Here is a 26407-nt window from a genome sequence, read left to right on the forward strand (position 1 = left end):
CAGACCCATGAGCCTGCGCAATATCTGATCACTTAAAGGTTGCCGTCAAGGAAAGCAGCCAGTTGTGATTTAGACAGGGCACCTACTTTTGTTGCTTCAACGTTACCGTTCTTAAAAAGCATCAGTGTAGGAATACCACGAATACCAAATTTAGGCGGTACATCTGTGTTTTCATCAATATTCAGCTTGCAGACCTTAATCTTGCCTGCATATTCCTGAGCAATTTCTTCCAGAACAGGGGCGATCATTTTGCAGGGACCACACCACTCAGCCCAGTAATCAACCAGTACAGGAAGATCTGCCTTCAGAACATCATCATCAAAAGACGTATCACTAACATTTACAATATTTTCGCTCATTTAAATGCCTCCGGGGCAATTTTAATCGGCTCGTAAGATCCCTGCATAACGTTAAAACTGCATCAGCAGCTTATCCAAAGACAAGAACGAGCCTAAGACGGTATAGAGTACAGAAGTCAGCCTGTCCCTAGGATAGAAACAGCAATGACATCAGTATCTGAATGAATAACACTATAATAGCACCGGAATGCCTGACGGTAAAAGTTGGAATTAAGCATAAGCTAATAAATAACAGGTCTTGCTAATACACAAACAGAGGGACAATCCTCCTCTATGCATAGATAGCGACAAAGTAATCAGAAGAGCTTCACCAACAGCTGAATCAGCGCCAAAACCCTCCGCAAAACAACAGAATGTCATAGATTCGTCATGTGACACTTTTATGATCGTGCCATAATAAGAGAACTTTCAGCGTGACAGTAAGGCTAGGAATAATGAGCGATACGGATAAGCCAGCAACAGCTCCTTCAGACACCAGCTACGATAACGATCTGCTTGCCGCTATCGATCTTGGCTCCAATAGCTTCCATCTGATGGTTGCCCGCTCCGTTCAGGAAGAGATACGGACGCTTGAACGCCTCGGCGAAAAAGTCCAGCTTGCAGCAGGCCTTGATCAGAAGAACAACCTGACCGAGGATGCACAGCAAAGAGCCCTCAGCTGCCTGAAGCGGTTTGCCCCTTTCCTCACAGGTATTCATCCGGATAACATTCGTATTGTTGGTACAAATGCTCTTCGCGCCGCCCGGAATACACCTTGCTTTCTCAACCGGGCGCAAAAAGTACTGGGGCATCCTCTGGAGATCATCAGCGGCCGGGAAGAAGCCCGCCTAATTTACATGGGAGCCGCACACTCTCTGGCAACGCCTCAGGGCAGGCGCCTGGTGGCAGATATTGGTGGCGGTAGTACAGAGTTTATTATTGGCGAAGGCTTTGAACCCAAAGCGCTGGAAAGCCTGCACATGGGTTGCGTTGCCTACAGCAAACGATTTTTCCCGGATGGGCAGATAACCACTAAACGCTACCAACAAGCGGTACTGGCGGCCAAAAATGAGCTTTTGAATATCGTCAAACCGTTCAAAAAGCTCGGCTGGCAACAAACCGTTGGTACCTCCGGTACGATCAAAGCCTGTGCGGCAGTGTTACAGCAAAATGGCTGGAGCGAAGGCCCGATTACCCGGGAAGCATTAACAAAACTCAGCAGAGCCTTACTCAAGTTCAAAGATCTTGATAGCGTTCAGCTGACCGGACTCCGGTCTGACCGGGCAAGAGTCTTTCCAGCCGGGATTGCTATTCTTCAGGCGATTTTCGAGCTTCTGGACATCCAGGAGATGACGTTTACAGATGGAGCTCTGAGGGAAGGGATCCTGTTTGATCTTCTTGGTCGCTTTTCTGACCATGATATCCGTGAAAAAACCGTAACCGCACTGAGCGAGCGTTACCATTCAGACCTGTCTCAGGCAGATGCCGTCACAAAAACAGCACTTCATCTTTTTGATCAGGTAAAAAATAACTGGAAGCTACAACATGATGAACTGAGACAGGTACTGCGTTGGGCGGCCCAACTGCATGAGATCGGCCTAGGCATTTCCCATAGTCAGTTCCACAAACATGGCGCTTACCTGCTGCATCACTCTGACTTGCCGGGTTTCTCCCACCAACACCAATCAATGCTTGCCGTCCTGGTGCGTAGCCATCGCCGCAAATTTCCCATGGCCGAGTTCCGGTCGCAACCGGACATTCTGGTACAGCCTCTGATCTGTCTCGCCATACTTCTGCGCCTCGCGGTCCACCTGAACCATAGCCGCCCGGACGAAGCCAACCTAAGTGCAAAAATTGAAGTCGATGGCCAACAGATCAAGCTCAGCTTTCCGAATGGCTGGTTTGAAGATAATCCTCTGACTCTGGCAGATCTGGAGACCGAGCAGGCTTATCTGCAGGCCTATGGTTATAAGCTAAGCTTCTGAAAAAACCTGTAAAGATACTCTGCCATATAATGACTAAGACTTGAGAACGATCCTTTAAAAGGACGTTCCCACCATTGAAGAAGAGGTTTGATCAAGCGACACACACGACTCATATAAAAGGAGAAGTACATGTCCAGCCAACCAGAGAGCAAAGACAGTCTGCATACTTTGTCGAGTCTTCATGTCGGTGAAGACACCTACCACTATTACAGCCTGATCAAAGCTGAAGCAGAATTGGGCGACATCCGTCGCCTTCCCTTCAGCCTGAAGGTTCTGCTGGAAAACCTGCTACGCCACGAAGACGATCTGACCGTCGATAGAAATCACCTCAAAGCGATAGCCGACTGGCTGAAAGAGCGCCGCTCCGACACCGAAGTTCAGTTTCGCCCCGCCCGGGTTTTGATGCAGGATTTCACTGGTGTCCCCGGTGTAGCAGATCTCGCAGCCATGCGTCATGCGGTTCAGAAGGCGGGTAAAGACCCAGCCCGAATCAACCCCCTGTCACCGGTAGATCTGGTGATCGATCATTCTGTTATGGTGGACCACTTTGGTAACGCAGACGCCTTTAAAGAGAATGTCGCCATTGAGATGACGCGCAACAAAGAGCGCTATGAGTTTCTGCGCTGGGGACAGCAGGCATTTGAAAATTTCCGTGTCGTACCACCGGGTACCGGTATCTGTCATCAGGTGAATCTGGAGTATCTGGGTAAGACGGTCTGGCACAAAACAGAAACGGATGGCAAAACCTTTGCCTATCCGGACACACTGGTAGGCACAGACTCTCACACCACGATGATCAACGGCCTGGGCGTTCTCGGCTGGGGCGTGGGCGGCATAGAGGCAGAAGCCGCCATGCTGGGCCAACCGGTGTCGATGCTGATTCCGGAAGTGATCGGCTTTAAGATCACAGGGCAGCTACGAGAAGGCATCACGGCTACAGACCTAGTACTCACAGTAACCGAGATGCTACGTAAAAAAGGCGTGGTTGGTAAGTTTGTCGAATTTTACGGTGAAGGTCTGCAAAGTATGCCCGTAGCAGACCGGGCAACACTGGCCAATATGGCGCCGGAATACGGTGCCACCTGTGGCTTCTTCCCGGTGGATGAACAGACCCTGAACTATCTGACGCTCACCGGACGCGAGCCGGAACAGATCGCACTAGTGGAAGCCTACGCCAAAGCCCAAGGGCTCTGGCATGATCCTTCAGCCAATCCCGAACCCCTCTATACCGACAGCCTTGAGCTGGATATGGGACAGGTCGAATCCAGCCTCGCGGGGCCTAAACGCCCCCAGGATCGTGTAGCCCTGAAAGATATACCCGCTAGTTTTGAACTACTGATGGCTACAGGTGAAGGCGCACCCAAGACCAGCGATCAGGTAACCACGGAGCTACAGAACCGCAAACTGGACTCAGAAGGAGGCCAGACCGCTGTTGGAGCTCAACACAGCCACTTTGAACACGCCGCCAGCCAGGTGTTGGAACTCAATGGTGTTAAAAACTGCCTCAATCCGGGCGCGGTGGTTATTGCCGCGATCACCTCCTGTACCAACACCTCCAACCCCAGTGTGATGATGGCGGCAGGGCTGCTCGCCCGTAACGCTGTTGCGAAAGGCCTGACAACCCAACCCTGGGTTAAAACCTCCCTTGCACCGGGCTCTAAAGTTGTGACCGAGTATCTGCAGGCTGCAGGTCTTGAAGAGAGTCTGAACCACCTTGGTTTCAACCTGGTGGGCTACGGCTGCACCACCTGTATCGGAAACTCCGGCCCACTGCCGGATGCCGTAGAACAAGCAATTACTGACGGCGATCTCACTGTTGCCTCGGTATTGTCCGGCAACCGAAACTTTGAAGGCCGGGTACACCCTTTGGTAAAAACCAACTGGCTGGCGTCACCCCCTTTAGTTGTGGCTTACGCTCTGGCGGGTAATATCCGGGTTGACCTGCAGAAAGATCCGCTGGGCCATACTCCCGATGGTCAACCGGTATATCTAAGGGATCTCTGGCCCAGTCAGCAGGAGATCGCAGATGCCGTGGAGCAGGTCAAAACCACCATGTTCCGACAACAGTATGGCGCGGTATTTGAAGGGGATGCGATCTGGCAGAACATTCAATTCCCACAAAGCAAGGTTTACGACTGGTCTGAAGACTCCAGCTATATTCAGCATCCCCCCTTCTTTGAGGGCATTCAGCCGCAGCCCGAACCGGTCGCGCCTATCGAAGATGCCTATATTCTGGCGTTGCTGGGTGACTCTGTTACCACCGATCATATCTCACCGGCCGGGGCATTTAAGCCGGAAACGCCAGCGGGACAATACCTGCAGTCACTGGGTGTAAAACCGGAGGACTTCAACTCTTACGGCTCTCGCCGGGGTAATCATAAAGTGATGATGCGCGGCACTTTTGCCAATGTTCGTATCCGCAATGAGATGCTCGACGATGTTGAAGGTGGTTATACCCGTTTTGTGCCCACCGGTGAGCAGATGGCTATTTTTGATGCCGCTGAGAAATACCGAGAGAAGAACATTCCTCTGGTGATTGTGGCCGGGAAAGAGTACGGCACAGGCTCAAGTCGGGATTGGGCTGCGAAAGGCACCCGCCTGTTAGGCGTGCGAGCAGTGATTGCGGAATCCTACGAGCGTATTCACCGTTCCAATCTGATCGGTATGGGAGTGATACCACTTCAGTTCCCTGCAGGAACGGATCGCAGAAGCCTTCAGTTGACCGGCAATGAGACACTCAGTATTCAGGGGCTTACCGGTGAGATTCATCCAGGTCAGCACCTGACTCTGACGGTGCGCTATAAAGATGGCCAAACCGCTGAGTGTGAACTGCTCTCTCGTATCGATACTGCCAATGAGGCGCTCTACTTCCACCACGGCGGGATTCTGCACTATGTGGTGCGTCAGATGCTGAACGACGACACCTGAGAATAAAACCCGGTCTAAAAAAATGCCCTGATCTGAATGCAATATATCAGAACCAGGGCACATTAATGAGACCCGTTAGCGTAATGCTAACGGGTCTTTTTCGATAAGCTGAAAGGCTTTTCCACGCTCTGTCAGGCTTTCTTTTTGCTTTTAAGCATCGCCCGCAGTGGGCCGGAACAACCATAGCCCAAAAAAGCCACTAACAAGACTGTAGCCGGGTCATAGGCAATCACCACAAAGGCAAGGGCAATTACAAACATGGTCAGAAATGGCACCCGCCCCTTCAGATCGATCTCTTTAAAGCTGCTATAGCGCACATTACTGACCATCAGCACACCAACCGCAGCAACAATAAAGGCTAATGCGTACTTATAGGATGTATCGATTAAGTTCAGGTCGCTGAAAGTCCAGACGATTCCGGCAATAATCGCCGCTGCCGCAGGGCTTGGTAAGCCGATAAACCAGCGCTTATCCACTGAGCCAATCTGCGTATTAAAGCGCGCCAGGCGTAGCGCCGCACCTGCGACATAAATAAAGGCAGCAAACCAGCCAATTTTACCGATATCTCCCAACATCCAGCTAAAAGACACCAGCGCCGGCGCAACACCAAAAGAGACCATATCCGCAAGGCTGTCATACTCTGCACCAAACTCACTCTGAGTATTGGTCATACGGGCAACACGGCCATCAAGGCCATCGAGAATCATGGAAACAAAAATCGCAATCGCGGCATTATCAAATACGCCATTCATTGCAGAAACGACAGCATAAAAACCAGAAAAAAGCGCACCTGTGGTAAACAGATTTGGCAACAGGTAGATCCCTTTACGGCGAACCTTTCTGCCTTCCTCTACCGTCTCTTCTTCTATCTCATCTTCGCCCATCGACAACATGCGGGTCTCTTCCACAAAATCGTCATCGTGAACTGATTTACTCTCAGGTTGAGCATTATCGGGCTGAGATTGCTTCTCTTGATCAGACATTGAAAAACCTATCACTAAAGATTGAAGCAGACATTCTACACCCTGAGTGCCCTCTGTCTCTATCGCTACTAGGTGTTAAATAGTTATCAAAAGCGCTGAAAACACCGCTTTCCCGATAAAACCTGTTTTAACGCAACAAGAGCATCGAACCCACCCTGTGCTCACAACAATAGCCAGTACAGAAACAACAGGTACAAAAAAGGCCAGCGTAAGCCGGCCCTTTTCAGATCAGAAAAGAAACTTAGTTCTTTTCTTTGTCTACGATCTTGCTTGCTGCGATCCAAGGCATCATAGCGCGCAGTTTGCCGCCAGTTTGCTCGATTGGATGCTCAGCATTGTTACGACGACGAGCGGTCATTGAAGGATAGTTAGTCTGGCCTTCAGCGATAAACATCTTCGCATATTCGCCATCCTGAATGCGCTTCAGTGCGTTGCGCATCGCTTCACGGGACTGCTCATTGATCACCTCTGGGCCAGTTACGTATTCACCGTACTCAGCGTTGTTAGAGATGGAGTAGTTCATGTTAGCGATGCCGCCTTCGTACATCAGGTCAACAATCAGCTTCAGTTCATGCAGGCATTCGAAATAAGCCATTTCAGGAGCGTAGCCCGCTTCTGTCAGCGTTTCAAAGCCCATTTTAACCAGCTCAACCGCACCGCCACACAGTACAGCCTGCTCGCCGAACAGATCCGTTTCAGTCTCATCTTTAAAGGTTGTTTCGATGATACCGGAACGACCACCACCAACGCCCATCGCGTAAGACAGTGCCAGCTCTTTAGCAGAACCGGATGCATCGCGGTAGATAGCGATCAGATCAGGAATACCGCCGCCTTTAACAAACTCAGAACGTACCGTGTGGCCTGGCGCTTTAGGTGCAACCATGATTACGTCCAGATCTGCACGTGGCTCAACCTGGTTGTAATGGATGGAGAAGCCATGGGCAAAAGCCAGAGTAGCACCCTGTTTGATGTTAGGGGCGATCTCTTCTTTGTACAGCTGACCCTGGAACTCGTCAGGGGTCAGAATCATAACCACATCAGCAGATGCTACAGCATCAGCAACGTCAGCTACTTTCAGACCGTGAGCTTCTGCTTTAGCACGGGAAGAAGAACCTGCGCGCAGACCAACAGTTACATCAACGCCAGAATCTTTCAGGTTGCACGCGTGTGCGTGGCCCTGTGAGCCGTAACCGATGATAGAAACCTTCTTGCCCTGGATGATGGACAGATCACAATCTTTATCGTAGTAAACTTGCATGTTGGCACGTCCTATAAATTAGGTGTCTCAGCGCTATACGCCCTGAGAAGCAGTTCTTGGTATTTGTTACTGAGATCTGCCGGCCGGGTAAGCCATCAGATTCTTCATTTTTTTGTTAGGGTCAGCAGTAAAGTTCTGTCAGCTCTTGCGCTGTTCTTTATCTGGGGCGTTAACCTCTTTGGGTTGTTTATCGCCTTGCCTGTTCCTGTTGAAGCTAAGATAAACCAGCGCAAGCATTGCGTAAAATGATATATATGCAACAATATATCCCAATTTCCGCAACACACGATTATAATCTGCTTCCTGAGGATCTTCCCCTTGGATACCCGACTGCTGAAACACTTTCTGGCCCTGTCTGAAACACTGCACTTTGGCCGTGCCAGCGAGGCATGTCATATCAGCTCTTCAGCCCTGAGCCGCAGTATCAAACAACTGGAAGAGTCCCTCGGCGTTAGCCTGTTTGAACGGGACAACCGCACCGTTAGCCTGACTCAGCAGGGCTTAAAGTTTCAGGTCTATGCCCGGGAAGCACTCAGTCAGTGGGATATGATCCGTAATGCACTACTGGAGGATGCGCAGGAGTTACAGGGTGAACTCAGTATGTACTGCTCCGTGACCGCCAGTTACAGTTTTCTGCATGATATTTTACGGCGCTTCCGAAGTCGTTACCCCAAGATTGAGATCAAATTACATACCGGTGCCCCTGAGCCTGCCGTTCATCGGGTATTAAATGGTGATGAAGATATCGCTATTGCCGCCCGACCCGATAACCTCTCCGGTGCCCTCGCATTTAAATCTACCGGCTTATCACCACTTCTGTTTATCGCACCCACAGATGATGCTGTTATCGCGCCCCAGTTTGCTGGTGATATTGAGCACGTAAACTGGTCCGACGTACCGATGATTCTCTCAGAGCAAGGCTTAGCCCGTACACGGGTTGATCGTTGGTTCAGCAACAAAGCCCTAAAACCCAATATTTACGCCCAGGTTGCCGGTAATGAAGCGATTGTCAGCATGGTAAGCCTGGGGTTTGGTGTCGGGGTTGTGCCCAAAATCGTGCTGGAAAACAGCCCGCTGGCCAATACTGTTCAGGTTTTGCCTGTGACACCAACACTGCCTGCTTTTGACGTAGGTGTCTGCGTGTTGAAAAAGAAACTGAAGAACCCTCTGATCGAAGCATTTTGGGCTCAGCTGTAGCGAGGTCATGACAAAGACAGCAAGGGAATAAAAAGACCGGAACAAAAAAACCGCTGAGCCCTCACTTCAGAGTCAGCGGTTTTTCTTGTGGCACAGCCTGCATACTCTTCGGCAGCAGGTTGAATTTCCGAGAACTTAAAGGCTAAGCACTTTCTCACCACGGGAGATACCGGATACACCGGTACGCACCACTTCCAGAACCGTATTCAGCCCCAGAGCCTGGATAAAGGCATCCAGCTTATCACCTTCACCGGTCATCTGGATCGTGTAGGTCGTACTGGTCATATCCACGATCTGGCCACGGAAGACATCTGTTGTGCGCTTAATTTCTGCACGTTGGGCTCCCACCGCCTTCACTTTAATCAGCATCAGCTCACGCTCAATATGCTGACCTTCGGTCAGGTCAACCAGCTTCACCACATCAAGTAGCTTGTTCAGCTGTTTAGTGATCTGCTCAATCACCTGATCTGAACCGACGGTGGTCAGGGTCAGACGAGACAGAGTCGGATCTTCCGTTGGTGCCACGTTCAACGATTCAATATTGAAATTACGCTGAGAGAACAAGCCCACAACACGGGACAGAGCGCCAGCCTCGTTTTCCATTAAGATGGAGATAATGTGTCTCATGATCAGGTACGCTCCGTCTTACTCAGCAACATGTCACGCATTGATCCTTGCGGGATCTGCATCGGGTAAACGTGCTCTTTCGGATCGACCATTACGTTTACAAACACCAGCTCATCTTTCATAGCAAAGGCTTTTTCTAGCGTTGGCTCAAGGTCTTCAATGCGGTTAACCGTCATCGCCTTGTGTCCATAGGCTTCAATCAGCTTCTCAAAGTCCGGCAGAGATTCCATATAAGAGTGCGAATGACGCTCTTTATAGTTCAGATCCTGCCACTGACGCACCATGCCCAAAGACTGGTTGTTCAGGTTGATGATCTTCACCGGAATGTTGTACTGCTTACAGGTCGACAACTCCTGCAACATCATCTGGAAACTACCTTCACCAGTGACCAGTGCCACATCGTTATCCGGGTAGTTCAGTTTGATGCCCATGGCCGCAGGAAAACCAAAGCCCATGGTGCCAAGGCCACCGGAAGTGATCCAGCGATTAGGCTTATCGAACTTGTAGTACTGAGCCGCAAACATCTGGTGCTGACCAACATCCGTCACCACGTAAGCATCACCCTTGGTCACACGCCATAACGCTTCGACCGCCTGCTGAGGCTTGATCGGACGATCTTCCTCCGCCTGATACAGTTCAGTGTGCGCCGCACGCCACTCATTGATCTGCTTCCACCACTCCGCCAGCGCATCAGCATCCGGAGAAGTCTGCGACTGACCCAGTAGAGTCAGCATCTCATTCAGAACCGAATCAACCGGGCCAACAATCGGCACATCGGCACGAACAGTCTTGGAGATAGAGGTTGGATCAATATCCACATGAACAATTTTTGCCGTTGGGCAAAATTTGCTGACATTATTGGTTGCACGGTCATCAAAACGAGCACCAATACAAACAATCAGATCCGAGCTGTGCATCGCCATGTTAGCTTCATAGCTACCATGCATACCCAGCCAGCCAACGCTTTGCTCGTCTGTCTGCGGGAAAGAACCAATACCCATCAGGGAAGTGGTCACCGGGAAGCCCAGTTTCTTCGCCAGTTCAGTAAACTGCGCAGACGATTTACCCAGAATAACACCGCCACCGCCATAGATAATCGGGCGCTTGGCTTTCTGCATCAGCTCAACCGCTTTCTTGATCTGACCGGTATGACCACGGGTCACAGGGTTATAAGAGCGAAGCTTCACTTTTTTCGGATATTCGTATTCAAAGCGATCGGTCGGGGCGGTCATATCCTTAGGGATATCCACAACCACAGGGCCCGGACGACCGGTTGAAGCGATATAGAAAGCTTTCTTGATGATCTCAGGAATTTCCGATGCGTGCTTCACACTGAAACTGTGTTTTACCACAGGGCGGGAAACACCAATTATATCGGTCTCCTGGAAGGCGTCTTCGCCAATCAGATGACTCATTACCTGACCACAGATAACAACCATAGGAATCGAATCCATATATGCGGTTGCAATACCCGTTACTGTGTTGGTCGCGCCAGGACCCGAGGTAACAAGAACCACACCTGGCTTACCCGCTGCACGGGCGTAACCGTCAGCCATGTGGGTAGCACCCTGTTCATGGCGTACCAGAATGTGTTTAACCTTATCTTGGCGGAATATGGCATCGTAAATATGAAGTGCCGATCCGCCGGGATAACCGTAGATATACTCAACGCCCTCATCCTGAAGAGAACGAACGAGCATGTCGGCGCCAGAAAGTAATTCCACCGTAGTGAACCCCCAAATTTGAGTTCCCCGTCATCTTTGGACAGTCGGGAACATCGAGCTAAAAGAATGCTTTCCAATAGGTGCGGACTATGTGACTGATAGATTAAGGGCAGCCACGCGCGCGCTCCTGATCATGCAAGCTCATGACTAGGCTGCCTTACCTGGCACATAGAACCGGATAGGTTCTGCACTCTTCTTCGCACGGGTAGATGCGGATCGGGGCGTCAGCCAGGCCTGGCGGGTAAACCTGGGCCTGCTATTCCTTCGGTGGGTAAATAAAGCCTGTTTACCCTTTCGCGTAGACGGTCGGGGTTCGCCCTGTATCTACGCCCGGAAAATAAGGACAATTAGGTTCTAACAGCAGGTTAAAGATGTCAATAGAACAATAGGGCGAGTTGGGGAGCTTATTGGGCTTTTTGGGTGCAACGCAAAACAAAAACAGGCTTTTTCAGCAAAATCATTCAATTAGCGCTACAGCAACCATACATTTCATGCAGGATTTTCAGAGAACTGTTCTCACAAGGTCAACCTTTAGATAGGTGAAAAGCGACCCTTTTAAGAGGGATTTATTGAACAGATTTATCAGTGATATTTCAGAACGGATAACAGGGCATGGGCAGGTCAAAATCTGTGCTAATTAAGAGCACATCTCGCTTATCACACTTTTTCGCGCGTAAAAGTGTGGGTTACCGCATTTTTATGCGCATAAAAATGTGAGAAAACGCACTTTTCTGCGCGTAAAAATGTAAACCCTTGCTACAATAGGCTTAGTGAATCCTTTGACCTGCAGGAGCAACCCCGTATGCAGCGCACCCTACTTGATGCTTTGATCGCATGGAAAAACCAAGCCAGCCGTAAACCCCTGCTGATTGATGGTGCCCGCCAGACCGGTAAGACTTTTCTGCTGCAGGAGCTGTTCGGCAAAACCTTTACCAGCACCCTACATATCGACTTTCTGGAAACGCCCGCCTACAAAGAGGCCTTTGAAAGTTCACTGAATCCGGATGATGTGTTGCTCAATCTTGAGCTAATCAGCGGCCAGAGCTTTAACCCGCAAACTGACCTGCTGATTCTGGATGAGATCGGTGAGTGCGAGCGGGCCGTCACCTCGCTCAAGTATTTTGCCGAAAAAGCCTCTACTTATTTTGTTGCCGCCAGCGGTTCCAACATCGGTCTGCTGAACACCTTTCCGGTGGGCAAGGTGCAACAATACAACCTGCGACCGCTGACCTTCGGTGAGTTTCTGACTGCCGCTGAAGAACCCGCGCTGCTTAAAGCCTTTAATCAACAGATGAACTCACCTGCGGTACACAGCAAGCTGATGGATAAACTTACCGACTATTTTTTTACCGGCGGCATGCCGGAAGCCGTGTCGGTTTGGTTTCAGCACAAAGAGCAGAGCATTTTGGAACGGGTTGAACGGATCAATCAGATCCACGCTGATCTGGTAGCGGGCTATCAGCGGGATTTTGGTAAGTATGCCGGAAAAGTCGATGCCACTCTGATTGAGTCCGTGTTTAACAGTATTCCGGCACAGCTGTCACTGGTGATGGATGAATCGGTGAAACGCTTTAAGTTTAAAAACGTGCATGAGCGTAAATCCCGCTACAACGACTTTGAGAGCGCCATTCACTGGTTGCAGAACTGCCGTCTTGCCCTTGCCAACTACCCGATTGAAGGCATGCCCAAGTCACCGTTGGCAGCTTACAAAAAGGACAATAAGGTAAAGCTGTTTCTGTTTGATACCGGCCTGCTCAATCATATGCTGGGCAGCGGTTATCGTGAGATCAAACAGCAGAGCTACGAGTACAAAGGCTATATCGCGGAGAACTTTGTTCAACAGGAGCTGGCGGCTATCGGCGTTGATCCTACGTTCTCATGGAACGATGCACGGGCTGAGATTGAGTTTATTGTCAGCAATGGCGAAGGCAAGATTATCCCGATAGAAGTAAAAAGCGGCAAAAGGACACGGGCGAAATCCCTGCAGTCCTATATAGAGAAATGCTCACCGGAGAAAACCATCAAACTCACCGGAACACAGGGCTCCCCCATCACCGAGCAGACGCATATCGTGATGCCGCTTTATTATGCGCAGTTTTTGCCGGAGCGGTGGTAAGCGTTTTGAATCGTACCGGGGCGCTAAGGGACTCTGGATGCCAGCTTTTTATACACCGCATCCTTATCACGTTTTCCGATCGCCAAAACGTAAACAACGATCTCATCATCAATAACTTCATACGCCAAGCGGTATCCTGCTGTACGCAGCTTAATTTTGTAGACCGCATCAAAACCCCGTAATTTGGCTGAGGGCACATGGGGGTTAGTCAGCCGCTCCTTCAGCTTCTTTTTAAACTGACTCTGAATCGGCGGTGCAAGCTTATCCCACTCCTTTTTAGCCGCAGGAAGAAACTTCAGCCTATAGGTCATCAATATTGACTTCCACAGCCTCGGATAAGTCACCACGGCGGCTTTCAACCAACTGGGTCAGCTCATAATCATCCAGCTGATCCATCAGAAACTCATACATCTCCGCAGGCACCAGATAAGCGGTTGGCTTGTTGTGGTTTAAAATAGCGATGGCAGCGCCATCTGCTTCATTAAGTAGCGCGGTCGGGTTTTTCTTCAGCTCAGAGATACTTGCCGAGCAATCCGCCAAAACCTGTCTCATAACACACCTCAAAAAGCATCAAATTAAGTGCTTATTATAGGTCTTTTTTTTTGCGATTTGCGAGAAGTGAAAAGTGGTAAAAGGACACGGGCGAAATCCCTGCAGTCCTATATTCAGAAATGCTCACCGGAACACAGGGTTCCCCAGTCACCGAGCAGACGCATATCGTCATGCCGCTTTATTATGCGCAGTCTTTGCCGGAGCGGTGGGAGTAAATTATGGATGTCCCCCGTTCTAAACCTTTGCACCTTTCTTAGAGTTACAAGAAGCACACAAGACCTGATAGTCCGCTATTTCATCGTGAAATTCTAAAAATGATGCGGGATCTACAAGCTCCCACCCAAAGTCAACATTTTGAATTGCTGGTTTACCTTGCTCTTTTATGAATGATTCGGCAATTCTTACAAATGGCACAGACTTATGATCGACAGCTAGTAAATCATTACTGCCACATTGAGCACACATATCTTTCTTGACCTGTTTGAATGTCCCAGCTCTAGAAGCTAAACGCATTGCCCCAATAAGATTTTGGCGCTGTTCATACCCATCAATGCTTTTTCTCCATCCCCACGAACCTGTATAGGTTTCAGCTGGATATGAAACACAAACTGCAGGTGCACTCCCTATCTTCGGAGCAGATCGCTCAACCCACTCAAACTCATAACCACAGATTTGACCGAACAACAGAGTGTCAGAATTCGAGAAGCGACTCCCAACTTCATAACGGAGTATCAATTCTCTAGCTAGCTCTCGACGACGCTTCTTTGTCATCTTCGGATTTTTATTGTCAGTGTTTGCCATCTATATACTCTAAGACACCTTATGAAATAAAAATCCCCGCTGCTCACGTCTGCAAACAGCGGGGATATTCAGGCTTTAATGTTTAGCCGATAGGCTGATCAAACAAACACCAGTTCGCCATCCTGCACTTCCACTTTGATGGTGTGGCCGGGGGCGAATTTACCGGCTAGGATCTCCTGCGCCAGCGGGTTTTCGATCCAGCGTTGCAGGGCGCGTTTCAGCGGCCGGGCTCCGTAAACGGGATCGAAGCCAACATCCACTAGCTGTTCCAGCGCCTCTTCCGACAGTTCGATGGTCAGTTCACGCTCATCCAGTCGCTGCTGCAGACGCTGCAGTTGAATCCGTGCAATGCCTTTAACCGCTTCACGGGCAAGACTGTGGAACACGACAACTTCATCAATACGGTTGATCAACTCAGGGCGGAAGTGGTTGCCGACAACCTCCATCACTTTGTTTTTCATCTCATCGTACTGATCGTCTTTACCACCATAGGCCTGAATTACATCGGAGCCTAAGTTAGAGGTCATCACGATAACGGTGTTACGGAAGTCCACGGTACGACCTTGGCCATCGGTCAGGCGGCCATCTTCCAGCACTTGCAACAGAATGTTGAACACGTCCGGGTGGGCTTTTTCCACCTCATCCAGCAGCACAACAGAGTACGGCTTGCGGCGCACGGTTTCCGTCAGATAACCACCTTCTTCATAACCGACATAACCCGGAGGTGCGCCGATCAGGCGGGCTACGGAGTGTTTCTCCATAAACTCAGACATATCGATGCGCACCATGGCATCTTCGGTATCGAACAGGAACTTAGCCAGTGACTTACACAGCTCGGTTTTACCGACACCGGTTGGGCCTAAGAAGAGGAAAGAACCGTTCGGGCGATTCGGATCAGCCAGACCCGCACGGGAGCGACGCACCGCATTGGAAACCGCTTCTACGGCTTCTTCCTGTCCGATGACACGCTCATGCAAGGCATCTTCCATCTGCAGCAGTTTTTCCCGCTCAGATTCCAGCATCTTGCTGACCGGAATACCGGTCCATTTAGAGATCACTTCGGCAATCTCTTCCTCGGTCACGCGATTACGCAGCAACTGATGATCGGTTTCCTCCACCTGGGAGGCCATCTCCATACTGCGTTCCAGATCCGGGATAATGCCGTACTGAATCTCAGACATACGTGCCAGATCACCGTTACGGCGGGCGGCCTCCATATCCAGACGGGCCTGTTCCAGCTGTTCTTTCAGCTGCTGTGCACCCTGTACGGCCGATTTTTCGCTACGCCAGATCTCGTCCAGATCGGCGTATTCCCGTTCCAGATCTTTAATCACACCCTCCAGGTGCGCCAAACGCTTGCGAGAAGCATCGTCATTCTCTTTTTTCAGCGCTTCCCGCTCGATCTTTAACTGAATCAGACGGCGATCCATACGATCCATCTCTTCCGGTTTGGAATCCATCTCCATACGGATACGGGAACCCGCCTCATCAATCAGGTCAATGGCTTTATCTGGTAGCTGACGATCGGTGATATAACGCTGGGACAGTTTAGCTGCTGCAATTAATGCGCTGTCGGTAATATCCACACCGTGGTGCAGCTCATAGCGCTCTTTCAGGCCGCGGAGAATGGCGATGGTGTCCTCTTCTGTTGGCTCATCCACCTGTACTTTCTGGAAGCGGCGCTCAAGGGCGGCATCTTTTTCGATGTATTGGCGGTACTCATCAAGTGTGGTTGCGCCCACGCAATGCAGCTCACCACGGGCCAGAGCAGGCTTGAGCATATTACCGGCATCCATGGCGCCTTCGCCTTTACCTGCGCCGACCATGGTGTGCAGTTCATCAATAAAGAGGATAACCTGACCTTCCTGCTTGGCCAGCTCATTCAGCACCGCTTTCAGACGCTCTTCAAACTCACCGCGATATTTTGCGCCAGCAATCAGGGCCCCCATATCCAGTGAAAGCACCTGCTTATTTTTCAATCCTTCCGGTACTTCGCCGTTGATAATACGCTGAGCCAGACCTTCCACAATGGCAGTTTTACCCACACCTGGCTCACCAATCAGCACAGGGTTATTTTTGGTACGGCGCTGCAGAACCTGAATGGTGCGACGGATCTCATCGTCACGGCCAATCACAGGGTCAAGCTTGCCATCCAGAGCCCGCTGGGTCAGATCGACGGTAAAGCGATCCAGTGACTGGCGCAGCTCTTCACTATTTGGGTCATCCACGCTTTCACCACCCCGAACCTGATCAATCGCCTTGCTTAAAGACTCCTTACTCAAGCCGCAACCGCGGATCAGTTTTCCGGTATCGCCTTTATCCTGCACAGCAGCCAACAGCACCAATTCGCTGGAAATATAGGAGTCTTTACGCTGTTGAGATTCCTTGTCCGCCAGATTCAGCATACCGCCTAACTCCGGCGACATCATAATCTGGCCATCGCTGTTACTGATAACAGGCAGGGACTCAAACTGTTCACGCAGCTCATTACGCAGCTTATTAAAATCGCCGCCAGCCTGACTGATCAGAGGGCGGATAGAACCGTCACGCTGCTCCAGCATTGACAGAATCAGGTGAACAGGCTGCAGGAGATTATGATCATGACCCACAGCCATGGATTGGGCATCAGCAAGAGCTTGCTGAAGTTTTCCGGTTAAACGGTCAACACGCATTTCGTATTCCTCGGTAGACCTGTGTAACCCCGTGATGTGTCGTTGGGCTTTATTCAGCCGAAGTAGTGTCGGGGTTTCCGACAGGTGGGTTATTGCTTATACCGGAAAGATAGGGGCAAAAAGTACAAGTTCAAGGCTGACGGGGGTTTTATGGCATCAAAGAGGTTGATATGGGTCAAGATAGAGAGGCTTATTTGTTATTCAGGACGTAGGTTGGATAAGCCAAAGGCGCCATCCGACAACAGGCGCCATCCGACAACAGGCTACTCTGCTAACCAGATAATACTGGCCATGCGGCCGGTTTGACCGTCGCGCCGGTAAGAGTAGAAGCGTTTACGCTCTGCGTAGGTACAGAAGGCCCCACCATAGACCTGATCGACACCCCGCTCCGCCAGTTTCAGGCGTGCCAGCTGGTACAGATCCGCCATGTAATGATTCAGTCGGAAAGGGCTTGGCTCGAAGCAGTCGAAACTTTGCGGTAGCTGTTCAACAAAACGCTGACGGACTTCGTCACCCACTTCAAAGTGTTTGCTACTGATGGCTGGACCTAACCAAACCAGGGTTTTCTCCGGTTCAATATTCAGCTTATCCAACGTCGCTTCTAACACCCCATCAGCCAGTCCGCGCCAACCAGCATGGGCAACCCCCACTTTGTCGCCCTCTTCTGAACAGAAGAATACCGGCAGGCAATCAGCGGTCATTACGACACAGGCATAATCAGAGTTAAAAGCTACAGCGGCATCCGCTTCAATATTGGGAGTAAAACTTTCAGCAACACGGGTACTGTGAGTTTGGTTCAGCCAGAGCAGAGGCTGATTTTTACCCACAAAGTTTTGCAGATCTTCACGGGCCATAGCAACATTAGCGGGATTATCACCAACGTGCTCTGCCATATTGAAATAATCAAAGGGTGGCTTGCTGCCTCCCCGTTCACGGGAGGTAACCAGCGCCTTTACATTTTTCGGGGCTGGCCAGTGCGGGGCCATAAAGGCAAAGGCATTACGCATTAATCTTCCAGATCCGTTTCCAGCGCTTCCAGCAGCTTAAGAAAATCATCGGGAAGATCTACTTCCCACTCCATCAGATCTCCTGTGGCAGGGTGCCAAAGTTCAAGACGCTTGGCATGCAGTGCCTGTCGGGTGAAATGGCGCAGTGCCTGCTTAAGGCCTTCACTGCTCCCTGCCGGTAAACGCATACGACCACCGTACACAGGGTCACCAACCAAAGGATAGTTAATATGTGACATATGCACACGAATCTGATGCGTTCGCCCTGTCTCCAGCTTACAACGAATATGGGTATGCCCACGATAGCGCTCAAGCACCCGGTAGTGGGTAACAGCAGGTTTACCGGTTGGCGTGACAGTCATTCGTTTTCGGTCTTTCTCATGCCGACCAACGGGGGCATCAACCTTACCGCCACCCGTCATCACTCCAACGGCCACAGCTTCATATTCACGCCCCATGGAACGATCCTGTAGCTGCTCAACTAAGGCATTCTGTGCCATCAGATTCTTAGCGACGACCATCAGGCCTGTGGTGTCTTTATCCAGGCGATGCACAATACCAGCGCGGGGCAGATGCGCCATATCAGGAGCATGGTGCAGTAGTGCATTCAGCAAGGTGCCGTTCTGATGACCCGCGGCCGGATGGACAACAAGACCAGCAGGTTTGTTGATCACAAGAATATCGTTATCTTCATAAACGATATCCAGTGCGATGTCCTGGGCAACCCACTCGTCATTGTTCTCTTCTGTGGCTTCGATTTTCAGTGCTTCGCCGCCGTTCAGTTTCTCTTTCGGCTTGCGCTGCGCACCGTTGACTGTCAGTTCACCGGATTTAATCCAGCTTTGCAGGCGGGAACGCGAGTAGTCGGGAAAGAGCTCTGCGGCAATCTGATCCAGGCGGGAACCGCTAAGTTCAAAAGGGACAGTTGCTTGCAGCGAGATTGATTCAGCCATGAATGAATAAAGATCCGGGTAAGAGTTAATATCTGAACTTAAGCGCCTAGAAGCATGAAACTCCGGCTGGCTCAGGGTGTCAAAGAAAGGCTCGCAATGGGTCAATGACAAATACGTATTTATCATCGGCCTGTGCTATAGTCATTCGCCGTTCATTCTACCATTGAAAACAGTTCTTTTGGTGATTATGCGTAAGCCAGTTTCTTTCCGTCATTATAAACACTGTAGCCGCAATGCTCATTTGGGCAAGTCTGTCTGCTCCAGATTGTTATCCCGCCAGTCTTTTCTGGCTGCTTTTGCAGGTCTGGCACTTATGCTGGCAGGTTGTGCCAGTGATCAGTCCGCAGCAGATTTAGCCAAAGCTGAACGTACGCTTTATCTGGAGGCGAGGAACGCTCTGGAAGGCAACAACTTTATTCGCAGTCTTGAGCTACTGGAGGCCCTGGAAACCAAGTACCCTTTGGGCCGCTTCTCAGAACAGGCTTTGCTGGAACAGATCTATGCCCAGTTTCGTAATCAGGATTACGAAACGGCCCGAGCAACCGCTGACCGCTTTATTCGTCTTCATCCACGGCATGCCCAGGTTGACTATGCCTATTATATGAAGGGAATGTCATCGTATATGGCGGGCCGCTATATGCTGGAAGGCCTGGAGCTGATAGACATTTCAGAGCGTGACCTCGGTGCTACACGGGATGCATTCTCTGACTTCGACAACCTTCTGCGCCGCTTCCCGGATAGTCGCTATGCTTTCGATGCCCGCCAGCGGATGCTTTATATCCGTAATGTACTGGCCCGTCGTGAGATCTTTATCGCACAGTTTTATATCCGCAAGAGCGGTTATGTTGCGGCCATCAAGCGCAGCCAATTTGCACTGGAAAATTATCCGACAGCCGGAACTTCAGGCGATGCATTGGCGACGCTATCAGAGGCATATCTGCATCTGGGCATGGAAGAAGAAGCCCGTGAAGCACTTGACCTGCTAAAATCCCAGTACCCTAAGCATAAGCAGCTAACCTCCAACGGGCAGCTTAAATTACTTAAGCCGCTGGGTGAGGGCAGCAAAGCACCCTGGGAAGCGTTGATTCCGGATGTGTTCAGCTAAAAATACGGATCGCCGATGGTCAGCTATTTATCGGCGCTTTATGCTCAAACAGAAACTCAATCCAGTTTAGGATGGCATTATGGGCTTTATTATTTTCCGCTTAATCATCTTTATCGGTATTGTCTGGCTGGGCATTCGCCTGTTAAAAGCTTACAACCAGAGGAAGCTGCAATCCCAAAGCGACGGGCCTGCATCTGAAAAGCGTACATCCGACTCACAACAGATGGTTCAGTGCCGATACTGCAATCTTCACCTACCCCAGACAGATGCAGTGAAGCATGAGAATCTTTGGTTTTGCTGCCATGAACATAAGCAGCACTTTCTGGATAAAGGCCCTGAGAAGAAATAGGCTGTATTGTTTCCTGTAAACAGGTCTCTGGAAAAAAGAAAGGGTGTGGATAACCGGGAAAAGCCAGTTATCCACACCCTTTTTTATGGGTGCTATCGATCTTAAATCATCTCGCCTTCTGTTTCTTTCAGTCGAGAGCTTGGCTGATAAGGAGCCGGATCAATAATAGTCTGCTGACCCAGCAGCTGGTTACAGAGCAGCTCCGTAGCGGCAGGTGCCAGAACCAAGCCATTGCGGAAATGACCGGCATTAACATGCAAATGGCCCACCTCCTCCACAGCACCGATAAAAGGCACACCATCCGGTGACCCTGGGCGCAGGCCACACCAATGATGTTCTACCGGAATATCCTTCAATGCAGGAATAAGAGCTTCAGCGCTGGCCTGCAAAGACTGACGGGCCTCTTCAGTCGTTTGCTTATTAAAACCGTCATACTCCAAAGTTGAGCCCACCAGAATGCGACCATCGTTACGGGGAATCACATAACGGCCATCCAGCATAACGACACGGTTAACCAAGCCCGGCTCTGCCTTGTAGACCATCATCTGACCGCGTACTGGTTCGATCGGGAATTCCGGCAGTAGGTTTTCGCCTTCCTGACCTTCAGCCTTGAGCAGGCCTGAACTCCAGGCTCCGCTACAGATAATGACCTGACCTGCACTCAGTACCGAGTTAGTCGTGTTAACACCAATTGCCTGTCCATCCATTACCCGAATGCTTTTGACCTCAACATGCTCCAGAATACGGACGTTAGGCCGCTGCTCAAGACTCTTTTTTAATGCCTTTCCCAGACGGGGATTACGGATACTACCAACCTCAGGCATCCAGATGGCTTGCTCTTTACCCGGAGCGATATTGGCTTCTGTGTTATAGATAAACTCTTTGGCAACCTGCGTCAGTGGTTGCTGATATTTTTCAGCCCAAGCCAACGCCTCAGCTTCATCGTCAACCCGAAGCATCAGTATACCTCCGGAGCGAAACTCCGGATCAATCCCGGTCTCTTCGGCCAGCACTTTTGCTAATTGAGGATAATACCCTTGCGACCAGTTGGCTAAGGCGGTAATTTCCGGGCGGTAACGCCAGGGGTAAAGCGGGGAGACAATGCCGCCTCCGGCCCATGAGGATTCTTTACACAACAAGCCTTTATCAACAATAGTGACATCCGCGCCGGAATCCGCCAGTGTACGGGCAGTCATCATACCGATCACGCCACCACCGACGATTAGAAAATCGTTCAAACTATTTCCCCTGTCTTTATGTTTATTGATTAACGGTATCGTCTTCCTGAGTTCTGATGATACGTTAGAGCCTTCATTTAGCCCGACGGACTGGCAGCCATATCACAATTCAAAAAAACGCATCTTGCAGCCTCTGCGCGCATCACAGCATCAGCTCCATAACCGCCTGTCATCCGACCCGCGTAGAACAGAGTCGAAACCTGGACACTGTGACTGCGATTTTGGCTATCCTTCCAGGTTACCGTTGCGGTGTACCGGACTGTATTGGTAAAACCTGCAACAGGAAAACTCCCCCAACCGATATCATAGTTCGTACCCTCTCCCGCAACACCACTCTGGGAACCTCCGGCAGTTGAGCTCTGGAGAATTTTCAGGCTCTCTATTTTACTCTGGGCAAGTGCCAGTGCCTGAAAGCGCACTTTAGTTGTGGCGCTGGCCTGAAAAAGCTCTGCCTGAAATTTCGCAGTCGCCGCCATACCCACAGAAATAATCAGAACGATAAGCAGGACTTCGATCAGGGTTATACCTGTTTGCTCTGTTTTCATCATGTCCGATAGATATCTTTCCATGGTGTTTCTGCATCCTATGGCAAGCCTTACCAATCACGCCAACTTCCGGGAATACGAATATAAAGAATAGCGGGTGAGTGACTTATACGATCCTCCACAAGGCGCACAACCTGCTGTCGGGTAAGATCTGAGTCGGACTCAGCCGCTGCCCTGGCTCGAACTTCCACCAACCAGCGAACACAAGCAGATTTTACAGCCCCCAGTCCCGGATCTACACAGCCTGGCAGATAATCAACACTCAAATTATAGCGGTCACTGCCTGCTGTGATGACGGAATCCGGCGCGGTAAGATCATTCCAGGTTGCAAAATCAGGGGCATAACGATTCAGCCAGGCGATACCATATTCAAGGGCAGCCTCTGCAGCATACTCAATCTCTCTGCTTCTGTTTTCATTAGCAGAGACAGCCTGCTCCATTAGTAAGGTACGAGCACTGAGAAAAGCCATAATCGTCAGGGAGACTAAAAGTACCACTGTAAACATAAGTGTTGCCAATCCGGCCTGATGACGCTTAAGGGATATAGCGATCATTACGCACCCTCACTTTACCGGTCACCGTCATTGAGAACTCATCCCTGCTACCGCTGATCGTGACCTGAAGATTGCGCGCTTCAAGGCAGCTATCTCCAGCCGTACAAGCATGGCCACTCGGTATAGCAATAGCCTCAGGTGCCGGAAGAATATGGCCATCGCGATCAGTGTAGCTAATTGAGAAATGAGTGATTTTCACGTCATCTTCTGTCAGAGACTCCCAGGTATTCAACGCTGCGTTATAGTCACAACCAGGATGTGGCCCCCCATAGGAAACGATCGTCCCTGTTCTGATTTGCAACCGCTTGCTACTGCTCAGTTTAAAACCGAAGTGATTCATATCTCCGGTATAGGGGTCGTTGTCGCCATCCAGATCATAACTGTAAGTAACGCAGCGACACTCATAAGCAGCATTGCAATCCCACAGCCGAAGATTACTGACCGGATCCATAAAGGGGTTATTGCTATACAGGCTCTGCATTGCACTCTCTGAGTCTGGCAGAGCACCTCCTGCCAGACCACCGGCACGCCTGAGCTCACTCAGGATCAGATCCATGCTGGTGCGTAAATTATGATTCAGCTGCACCTGTTTGTGACGATCCATGGATGACGTAACCGTTGCCAGGTACACCGTCATAACGGCACCGACCAGGGATAAACCCAATACCATAGAGATCAGCAGCTCCGGCAAGGTAAACCCGGCCTGACCGGGACGACGCAGAGAATGAAGGTTCACTCAACAATCCTCCACTCCCGATAGATTACCACAGGCCTTTACCCTGCCAATTCTGGAAATGACAACAGCACCGGAGTAAGACGCTGAGTTCAAAGGGATCGTTCCTGCAAAAGAACCAGAGCCCCAAGGTAAGCCTCTGACACCATCAAAACGAAAACTTCGTAACTGACTGATACTGACCCCGGAATAATCTTCACTGGTCAGACGATGAATAACCTGAGATCCGTTCACGGTGAGTGAGCAGGCATCCGCTTGCATGGGATCAGAAGAAGAGCAATCACAATCAGTCGACAAACTCAGACCAACGCACCAATCAGCTCCGGCAGAGCCCGAAACAAAAATGGTCACATTTCGTTTGATTGCCTCTGAACGCGCATAAACCAGCTTTTGCTTAAGATTAAACAAAGCCCCCCTAAGCCGCTCCTGCTCTATGTATCGGCTTATATTAGGGCCGACTGCCACCGTAAGAATACTGATAATAATTAACGTAATCAGCAGCTCTATCAGAGTAAATCCCTTTGCTCTCATATTGCCCTCTGTTTTTTCAGATACTATTGTCTTAACATGCCATGCAGACGCAGGGTTCACAAGCACTCTTCGTAAGTGCTTTGCGTCTAAAAGCACTTCAGTGACCACCTCTCTGATCAGGATCAAAAGGATGTGCCATGCCTGATTTCAAGACCGTAAAACAGGGATTTACTCTGCTAGAGCTACTGATTGTTCTTGCCATTGTTGGCATTCTGGCTGCAGTCGCCTATCCCTCGTACAAAAATTATGCCTTTGAAAGCCGTCGTGTTGATGCCTATAGCTCAATTCTACGCATACAGCTGGCCGAGGAACGCTGGCGAGTCAGCCATAACAGTTATACCTCTGATATGACGGATGCAGGGTTAGATACTGCGACAACATCCGGTGAAGGCTTTTATACCCTCTCTGTTAGTCACCCATCCGCTGTGGGCTACCGCATTACAGCCAGCGCAATCGGCTCACAATCAGAGGATACCGGCTGCAACAAAATTGAGCTGACCAAATCCGCCTCCGGCGAAACCAGATCTCCTGTTCATTGCTGGTAAGCCTTATCAGAACGCGTCTCAAGACATAAAAAAAGCGCAGCTCTGTAGAAAAACAGAAGCTGCGCTTTTTGACTTCAGTCTATCGATGACGTTTTACTCACCGATATCGGTCAGCCTAAGTTCTTTCGGAATCGAAAACACCACATTCTCTTCTCGCCCATCCAGCTCAACAGGGTCTGCTGCCCCGAGCTCTCCTAACTGCTCAATCACCTGCTGCACCAAAATAGCAGGCGCAGAAGCTCCCGCAGTAATACCGATCTTAGGCTCTCCCACAAGCCAGGCAGGGTCGATCTCTGAAGCGTTGTCGATAAGGTACGCCTGTGTATCCATCCGCTCGGAAAGCTCACGCAAACGATTCGAGTTTGAGCTGTTCGGTGAACCCACCACCAGAACTAGGTCACACTCCGCCGCCAGCTGCTTAACCGCATCCTGCCGATTCTGCGTTGCGTAACAGATATCATCTTTTTTCGGCCCCTGAATCTCAGGAAACCTCACCCGCAATGCATCAATAACCCGGGCGGTATCATCCATCGACAGGGTTGTCTGGGTTACAAAAGCCAGCTGAGACGGGTTTCGCACCTTAAGGCTGGCGACATCAGCTTCATTCTCCACCAGATAGATAGAGCCTCCGGCAGATGTATCGTAACGCCCCATGGTCCCTTCCACTTCCGGGTGCCCTTCATGACCAATAAGAATACACTCCTGCCCCTGTTTACTGTACCGCAGCACTTCAAGATGAACTTTGGTTACTAGAGGGCAGGTGGCATCAAATACCTTCAGTCCGCGGCGATCAGCCTCATCCTGAACAGCTTTCGAAACCCCATGGGCGCTGAAAATCACAATGGTGTCATCAGGCACTTCATGCAGCTCATCAACAAAAATAGCACCACGCTCTTTCAGATCATTAACCACAAACTTGTTGTGCACCACTTCATGGCGGACATAAATCGGCGGCTCAAAAACTTCCAGAGCACGGTTCACAATCTCAATGGCACGATCAACACCGGCACAAAAACCACGGGGGTTAGCCAGTTTAATCTGCATCTGTGCCGGATTAACTTCTGTTACTGACATGGGGTTACTCTTTAGCGATCAGCCATTAACGACAAATAGGATTGCAATGCACACAGAGAAAGCAGAACTATGCTTCTGTTGCCTGCTCCGGTGCATCTTCTACTGCGATAATTTCCACTTCGAATTTTAATGCACGCCCCGCCAGAGGGTGGTTAAAGTCTACCGTTACCTGTTCATCATCAAACTCGACAACAACCCCTGGCAGCTCTCCATTGGCCTTATCAGCAAAGCTCAGCATCAGGCCGGGCTCAAGCTCAAGTTCCGGGGCAAACTGCTGACGGGGCAGCTTCTGAATATTGCTTGGATTATGCTGACCAAAGGCATGCTCCGGATCAACATCAAAAATCTCTTTTGCACCAGCGCTTAAACCCAGCAGTGGTTCCTCAAAACCCGCAGGCAGATTACCATCGCCCACGATCAGACGAACCGGATCTTTATCGAAAGTACTGTCGACTGTGGCACCTTCTGCCAGTTTCAGGGCAAAGTGCAATGTCACCTGTTTACCGGGACCGATCTGTTGTTCACTCATTATTCAATTACCTTATTCTTTAGCCAACTGAACCAGAGTTCAGTAAGGGCATACAGCACATTG

The 26407-nt window shown here is 50.3% G+C and carries 25 protein-coding genes and 1 pseudogene; 8 read left to right on the plus strand and 18 right to left on the minus strand.

Features of this window, described 5'->3' with window-relative positions; all coding sequences use genetic code 11:
- Positions 1-32: 32 nt before the first annotated feature.
- Positions 33-359, minus strand: coding sequence for a thioredoxin TrxA (gene trxA / locus ACN0R8_RS04685; RefSeq protein ID WP_417595573.1), 327 nt, complete (start codon positions 357-359; stop codon positions 33-35).
- Between the two features lie 434 nt (positions 360-793).
- On the opposite strand from trxA, the gene ppx reads away from it, so the two are divergent.
- Together ppx and acnA are read left to right on the plus strand one after the other, a co-directional pair.
- The gene (gene ppx, locus ACN0R8_RS04690; RefSeq protein ID WP_417595575.1) at positions 794-2323 is read left to right on the plus strand and encodes an exopolyphosphatase; all 1530 of its coding nucleotides are present in this window, start codon (positions 794-796) and stop codon (positions 2321-2323) included.
- A gap of 129 nt (positions 2324-2452) precedes the next feature.
- The gene (acnA, locus tag ACN0R8_RS04695) at positions 2453-5251 is read left to right on the plus strand and encodes an aconitate hydratase AcnA (RefSeq protein WP_417595577.1); all 2799 of its coding nucleotides are present in this window, start codon (positions 2453-2455) and stop codon (positions 5249-5251) included.
- 131 nt (positions 5252-5382) lie between these two features.
- Here acnA and pssA read toward each other — a convergent pair whose 3' ends face one another.
- Both pssA and ilvC read right to left on the minus strand, forming a co-directional pair.
- Complete coding sequence (pssA, locus tag ACN0R8_RS04700; RefSeq protein ID WP_417595579.1) at positions 5383-6234, minus strand: CDP-diacylglycerol--serine O-phosphatidyltransferase; 852 nt, start codon at positions 6232-6234, stop codon at positions 5383-5385.
- 241 nt (positions 6235-6475) lie between these two features.
- Entirely contained in the window at positions 6476-7492 is a 1017-nt protein-coding gene (gene ilvC, locus ACN0R8_RS04705; protein WP_417595581.1) for a ketol-acid reductoisomerase, read from the minus strand.
- Between the two features lie 318 nt (positions 7493-7810).
- Between ilvC and ilvY the strand changes: the two genes are divergently transcribed.
- Positions 7811-8689: an HTH-type transcriptional activator IlvY gene (gene ilvY / locus ACN0R8_RS04710; protein WP_417595583.1), complete on the plus strand. Its 879-nt coding sequence runs from the start codon at positions 7811-7813 to the stop codon at positions 8687-8689.
- A 135-nt stretch (positions 8690-8824) separates the two neighbouring features.
- Here ilvY and ilvN read toward each other — a convergent pair whose 3' ends face one another.
- Together ilvN and ACN0R8_RS04720 are read right to left on the minus strand one after the other, a co-directional pair.
- Entirely contained in the window at positions 8825-9316 is a 492-nt protein-coding gene (gene ilvN / locus ACN0R8_RS04715) for an acetolactate synthase small subunit (protein ID WP_078319475.1), read from the minus strand.
- Between the two features lie 2 nt (positions 9317-9318).
- On the minus strand, positions 9319-11040 hold the full coding sequence (locus ACN0R8_RS04720) for an acetolactate synthase 3 large subunit (RefSeq protein WP_417595586.1): 1722 nt from the start codon (positions 11038-11040) through the stop codon (positions 9319-9321).
- 802 nt (positions 11041-11842) lie between these two features.
- Here ACN0R8_RS04720 and ACN0R8_RS04725 point away from each other — a divergent pair.
- Positions 11843-13156, plus strand: a complete 1314-nt coding sequence (locus ACN0R8_RS04725) for an ATP-binding protein (protein ID WP_417595588.1) — start codon at positions 11843-11845, stop codon at positions 13154-13156.
- Positions 13157-13179: 23 nt separating this feature from the next.
- Here the strand turns inward: ACN0R8_RS04725 and ACN0R8_RS04730 are convergent, their stop codons facing one another.
- Together ACN0R8_RS04730 and ACN0R8_RS04735 are read right to left on the minus strand one after the other, a co-directional pair.
- Entirely contained in the window at positions 13180-13467 is a 288-nt protein-coding gene (locus tag ACN0R8_RS04730) for a type II toxin-antitoxin system RelE family toxin (protein WP_417595590.1), read from the minus strand.
- Positions 13457-13708, minus strand: a complete 252-nt coding sequence (locus ACN0R8_RS04735) for a type II toxin-antitoxin system Phd/YefM family antitoxin (RefSeq protein ID WP_417595592.1) — start codon at positions 13706-13708, stop codon at positions 13457-13459. Before ACN0R8_RS04735 ends, ACN0R8_RS04730 begins: the two co-directional genes overlap by 11 nt.
- Before the next feature lie 63 nt (positions 13709-13771).
- Between ACN0R8_RS04735 and ACN0R8_RS04740 the strand changes: the two are divergent.
- A pseudogene (locus tag ACN0R8_RS04740) lies at positions 13772-13923 on the plus strand (AAA family ATPase); the annotation flags it as partial.
- Positions 13924-13942: 19 nt separating this feature from the next.
- On the opposite strand, the gene ACN0R8_RS04745 reads toward ACN0R8_RS04740, so the two are convergent.
- The 4 genes from ACN0R8_RS04745 to rluD form a co-directional block, all read right to left on the minus strand.
- Positions 13943-14509, minus strand: a complete 567-nt coding sequence (locus ACN0R8_RS04745; RefSeq protein ID WP_417595594.1) for a hypothetical protein — start codon at positions 14507-14509, stop codon at positions 13943-13945.
- Positions 14510-14607: 98 nt separating this feature from the next.
- Positions 14608-17181: an ATP-dependent chaperone ClpB gene (clpB, locus tag ACN0R8_RS04750; RefSeq protein ID WP_417595596.1), complete on the minus strand. Its 2574-nt coding sequence runs from the start codon at positions 17179-17181 to the stop codon at positions 14608-14610.
- Positions 17182-17444: 263 nt separating this feature from the next.
- The gene (gene pgeF, locus ACN0R8_RS04755; protein WP_417595598.1) at positions 17445-18188 is read right to left on the minus strand and encodes a peptidoglycan editing factor PgeF; all 744 of its coding nucleotides are present in this window, start codon (positions 18186-18188) and stop codon (positions 17445-17447) included.
- Positions 18188-19141: a 23S rRNA pseudouridine(1911/1915/1917) synthase RluD gene (gene rluD, locus ACN0R8_RS04760; protein WP_417595600.1), complete on the minus strand. Its 954-nt coding sequence runs from the start codon at positions 19139-19141 to the stop codon at positions 18188-18190. The genes pgeF and rluD overlap by 1 nt, the downstream gene beginning before the upstream one ends.
- Before the next feature lie 187 nt (positions 19142-19328).
- Here rluD and ACN0R8_RS04765 point away from each other — a divergent pair, with 187 nt between their 5' ends.
- Together ACN0R8_RS04765 and ACN0R8_RS04770 are read left to right on the plus strand one after the other, a co-directional pair.
- Positions 19329-20246, plus strand: a complete 918-nt coding sequence (locus ACN0R8_RS04765) for an outer membrane protein assembly factor BamD (protein ID WP_417595601.1) — start codon at positions 19329-19331, stop codon at positions 20244-20246.
- 79 nt (positions 20247-20325) lie between these two features.
- A complete protein-coding gene (locus tag ACN0R8_RS04770; RefSeq protein ID WP_417595603.1) occupies positions 20326-20595 on the plus strand; it encodes a PP0621 family protein in 270 nt (89 codons plus the stop codon).
- A gap of 101 nt (positions 20596-20696) precedes the next feature.
- Here ACN0R8_RS04770 and thiO read toward each other — a convergent pair whose 3' ends face one another.
- The 5 genes from thiO to ACN0R8_RS04795 all read right to left on the minus strand — a co-directional run bounded on the left by thiO (position 20697) and on the right by ACN0R8_RS04795 (position 24196).
- On the minus strand, positions 20697-21833 hold the full coding sequence (gene thiO / locus ACN0R8_RS04775; RefSeq protein ID WP_417595605.1) for a glycine oxidase ThiO: 1137 nt from the start codon (positions 21831-21833) through the stop codon (positions 20697-20699).
- Positions 21834-21910: 77 nt separating this feature from the next.
- The gene (locus ACN0R8_RS04780; RefSeq protein ID WP_417595607.1) at positions 21911-22402 is read right to left on the minus strand and encodes a type IV pilus modification PilV family protein; all 492 of its coding nucleotides are present in this window, start codon (positions 22400-22402) and stop codon (positions 21911-21913) included.
- Between the two features lie 26 nt (positions 22403-22428).
- Entirely contained in the window at positions 22429-22932 is a 504-nt protein-coding gene (locus tag ACN0R8_RS04785) for a pilus assembly PilX family protein (protein ID WP_417595609.1), read from the minus strand.
- The gene (locus ACN0R8_RS04790; RefSeq protein WP_417595611.1) at positions 22913-23668 is read right to left on the minus strand and encodes a PilW family protein; all 756 of its coding nucleotides are present in this window, start codon (positions 23666-23668) and stop codon (positions 22913-22915) included. The genes ACN0R8_RS04785 and ACN0R8_RS04790 overlap by 20 nt, the downstream gene beginning before the upstream one ends.
- Positions 23669-24196, minus strand: coding sequence for a GspH/FimT family protein (locus ACN0R8_RS04795; protein WP_417595613.1), 528 nt, complete (start codon positions 24194-24196; stop codon positions 23669-23671).
- A gap of 137 nt (positions 24197-24333) precedes the next feature.
- Here ACN0R8_RS04795 and ACN0R8_RS04800 point away from each other — a divergent pair, with 137 nt between their 5' ends.
- Positions 24334-24741: a type IV pilin protein gene (locus ACN0R8_RS04800; protein ID WP_417595615.1), complete on the plus strand. Its 408-nt coding sequence runs from the start codon at positions 24334-24336 to the stop codon at positions 24739-24741.
- Positions 24742-24834: 93 nt separating this feature from the next.
- Here ACN0R8_RS04800 and ispH read toward each other — a convergent pair whose 3' ends face one another.
- Positions 24835-25785: a 4-hydroxy-3-methylbut-2-enyl diphosphate reductase gene (gene ispH / locus ACN0R8_RS04805; RefSeq protein ID WP_417596365.1), complete on the minus strand. Its 951-nt coding sequence runs from the start codon at positions 25783-25785 to the stop codon at positions 24835-24837.
- 97 nt (positions 25786-25882) lie between these two features.
- Complete coding sequence (locus ACN0R8_RS04810; RefSeq protein ID WP_417595617.1) at positions 25883-26344, minus strand: FKBP-type peptidyl-prolyl cis-trans isomerase; 462 nt, start codon at positions 26342-26344, stop codon at positions 25883-25885.
- Between the last annotated feature and the right edge of the window lie 63 nt (positions 26345-26407).

Origin of the sequence: Oceanospirillum sp. (genome assembly GCF_048265165.1) — a bacterium.
In the GTDB taxonomy this organism is placed as follows: Bacteria; Pseudomonadota; Gammaproteobacteria; order Pseudomonadales; family Halomonadaceae; genus Oceanospirillum.

What these genes read in the sequence shown, in the direction of transcription:
- ilvN (WP_078319475.1), bottom strand. Translation starts at nt 9,316, where the DNA reads ATGAGACACATTATCTCCATCTTAATGGAAAACGAGGCTGGCGCTCTG.
- acnA (WP_417595577.1), top strand. Translation starts at nt 2,453, where the DNA reads ATGTCCAGCCAACCAGAGAGCAAAGACAGTCTGCATACTTTGTCGAGT.
- ACN0R8_RS04735 (WP_417595592.1), bottom strand. Translation starts at nt 13,708, where the DNA reads ATGAGACAGGTTTTGGCGGATTGCTCGGCAAGTATCTCTGAGCTGAAG.
- ACN0R8_RS04810 (WP_417595617.1), bottom strand. Translation starts at nt 26,344, where the DNA reads ATGAGTGAACAACAGATCGGTCCCGGTAAACAGGTGACATTGCACTTT.
- clpB (WP_417595596.1), bottom strand. Translation starts at nt 17,181, where the DNA reads ATGCGTGTTGACCGTTTAACCGGAAAACTTCAGCAAGCTCTTGCTGAT.
- ACN0R8_RS04800 (WP_417595615.1), top strand. Translation starts at nt 24,334, where the DNA reads ATGCCTGATTTCAAGACCGTAAAACAGGGATTTACTCTGCTAGAGCTA.
- ACN0R8_RS04725 (WP_417595588.1), top strand. Translation starts at nt 11,843, where the DNA reads ATGCAGCGCACCCTACTTGATGCTTTGATCGCATGGAAAAACCAAGCC.
- ACN0R8_RS04795 (WP_417595613.1), bottom strand. Translation starts at nt 24,196, where the DNA reads ATGAGAGCAAAGGGATTTACTCTGATAGAGCTGCTGATTACGTTAATT.
- ilvC (WP_417595581.1), bottom strand. Translation starts at nt 7,492, where the DNA reads ATGCAAGTTTACTACGATAAAGATTGTGATCTGTCCATCATCCAGGGC.
- ACN0R8_RS04745 (WP_417595594.1), bottom strand. Translation starts at nt 14,509, where the DNA reads ATGGCAAACACTGACAATAAAAATCCGAAGATGACAAAGAAGCGTCGT.
- ispH (WP_417596365.1), bottom strand. Translation starts at nt 25,785, where the DNA reads ATGCAGATTAAACTGGCTAACCCCCGTGGTTTTTGTGCCGGTGTTGAT.
- pssA (WP_417595579.1), bottom strand. Translation starts at nt 6,234, where the DNA reads ATGTCTGATCAAGAGAAGCAATCTCAGCCCGATAATGCTCAACCTGAG.
- ACN0R8_RS04780 (WP_417595607.1), bottom strand. Translation starts at nt 22,402, where the DNA reads ATGGAAAGATATCTATCGGACATGATGAAAACAGAGCAAACAGGTATA.
- ACN0R8_RS04785 (WP_417595609.1), bottom strand. Translation starts at nt 22,932, where the DNA reads ATGATCGCTATATCCCTTAAGCGTCATCAGGCCGGATTGGCAACACTT.
- ACN0R8_RS04730 (WP_417595590.1), bottom strand. Translation starts at nt 13,467, where the DNA reads ATGACCTATAGGCTGAAGTTTCTTCCTGCGGCTAAAAAGGAGTGGGAT.
- ACN0R8_RS04770 (WP_417595603.1), top strand. Translation starts at nt 20,326, where the DNA reads ATGGGCTTTATTATTTTCCGCTTAATCATCTTTATCGGTATTGTCTGG.
- trxA (WP_417595573.1), bottom strand. Translation starts at nt 359, where the DNA reads ATGAGCGAAAATATTGTAAATGTTAGTGATACGTCTTTTGATGATGAT.
- ppx (WP_417595575.1), top strand. Translation starts at nt 794, where the DNA reads ATGAGCGATACGGATAAGCCAGCAACAGCTCCTTCAGACACCAGCTAC.
- rluD (WP_417595600.1), bottom strand. Translation starts at nt 19,141, where the DNA reads ATGGCTGAATCAATCTCGCTGCAAGCAACTGTCCCTTTTGAACTTAGC.
- pgeF (WP_417595598.1), bottom strand. Translation starts at nt 18,188, where the DNA reads ATGCGTAATGCCTTTGCCTTTATGGCCCCGCACTGGCCAGCCCCGAAA.
- ACN0R8_RS04765 (WP_417595601.1), top strand. Translation starts at nt 19,329, where the DNA reads ATGCGTAAGCCAGTTTCTTTCCGTCATTATAAACACTGTAGCCGCAAT.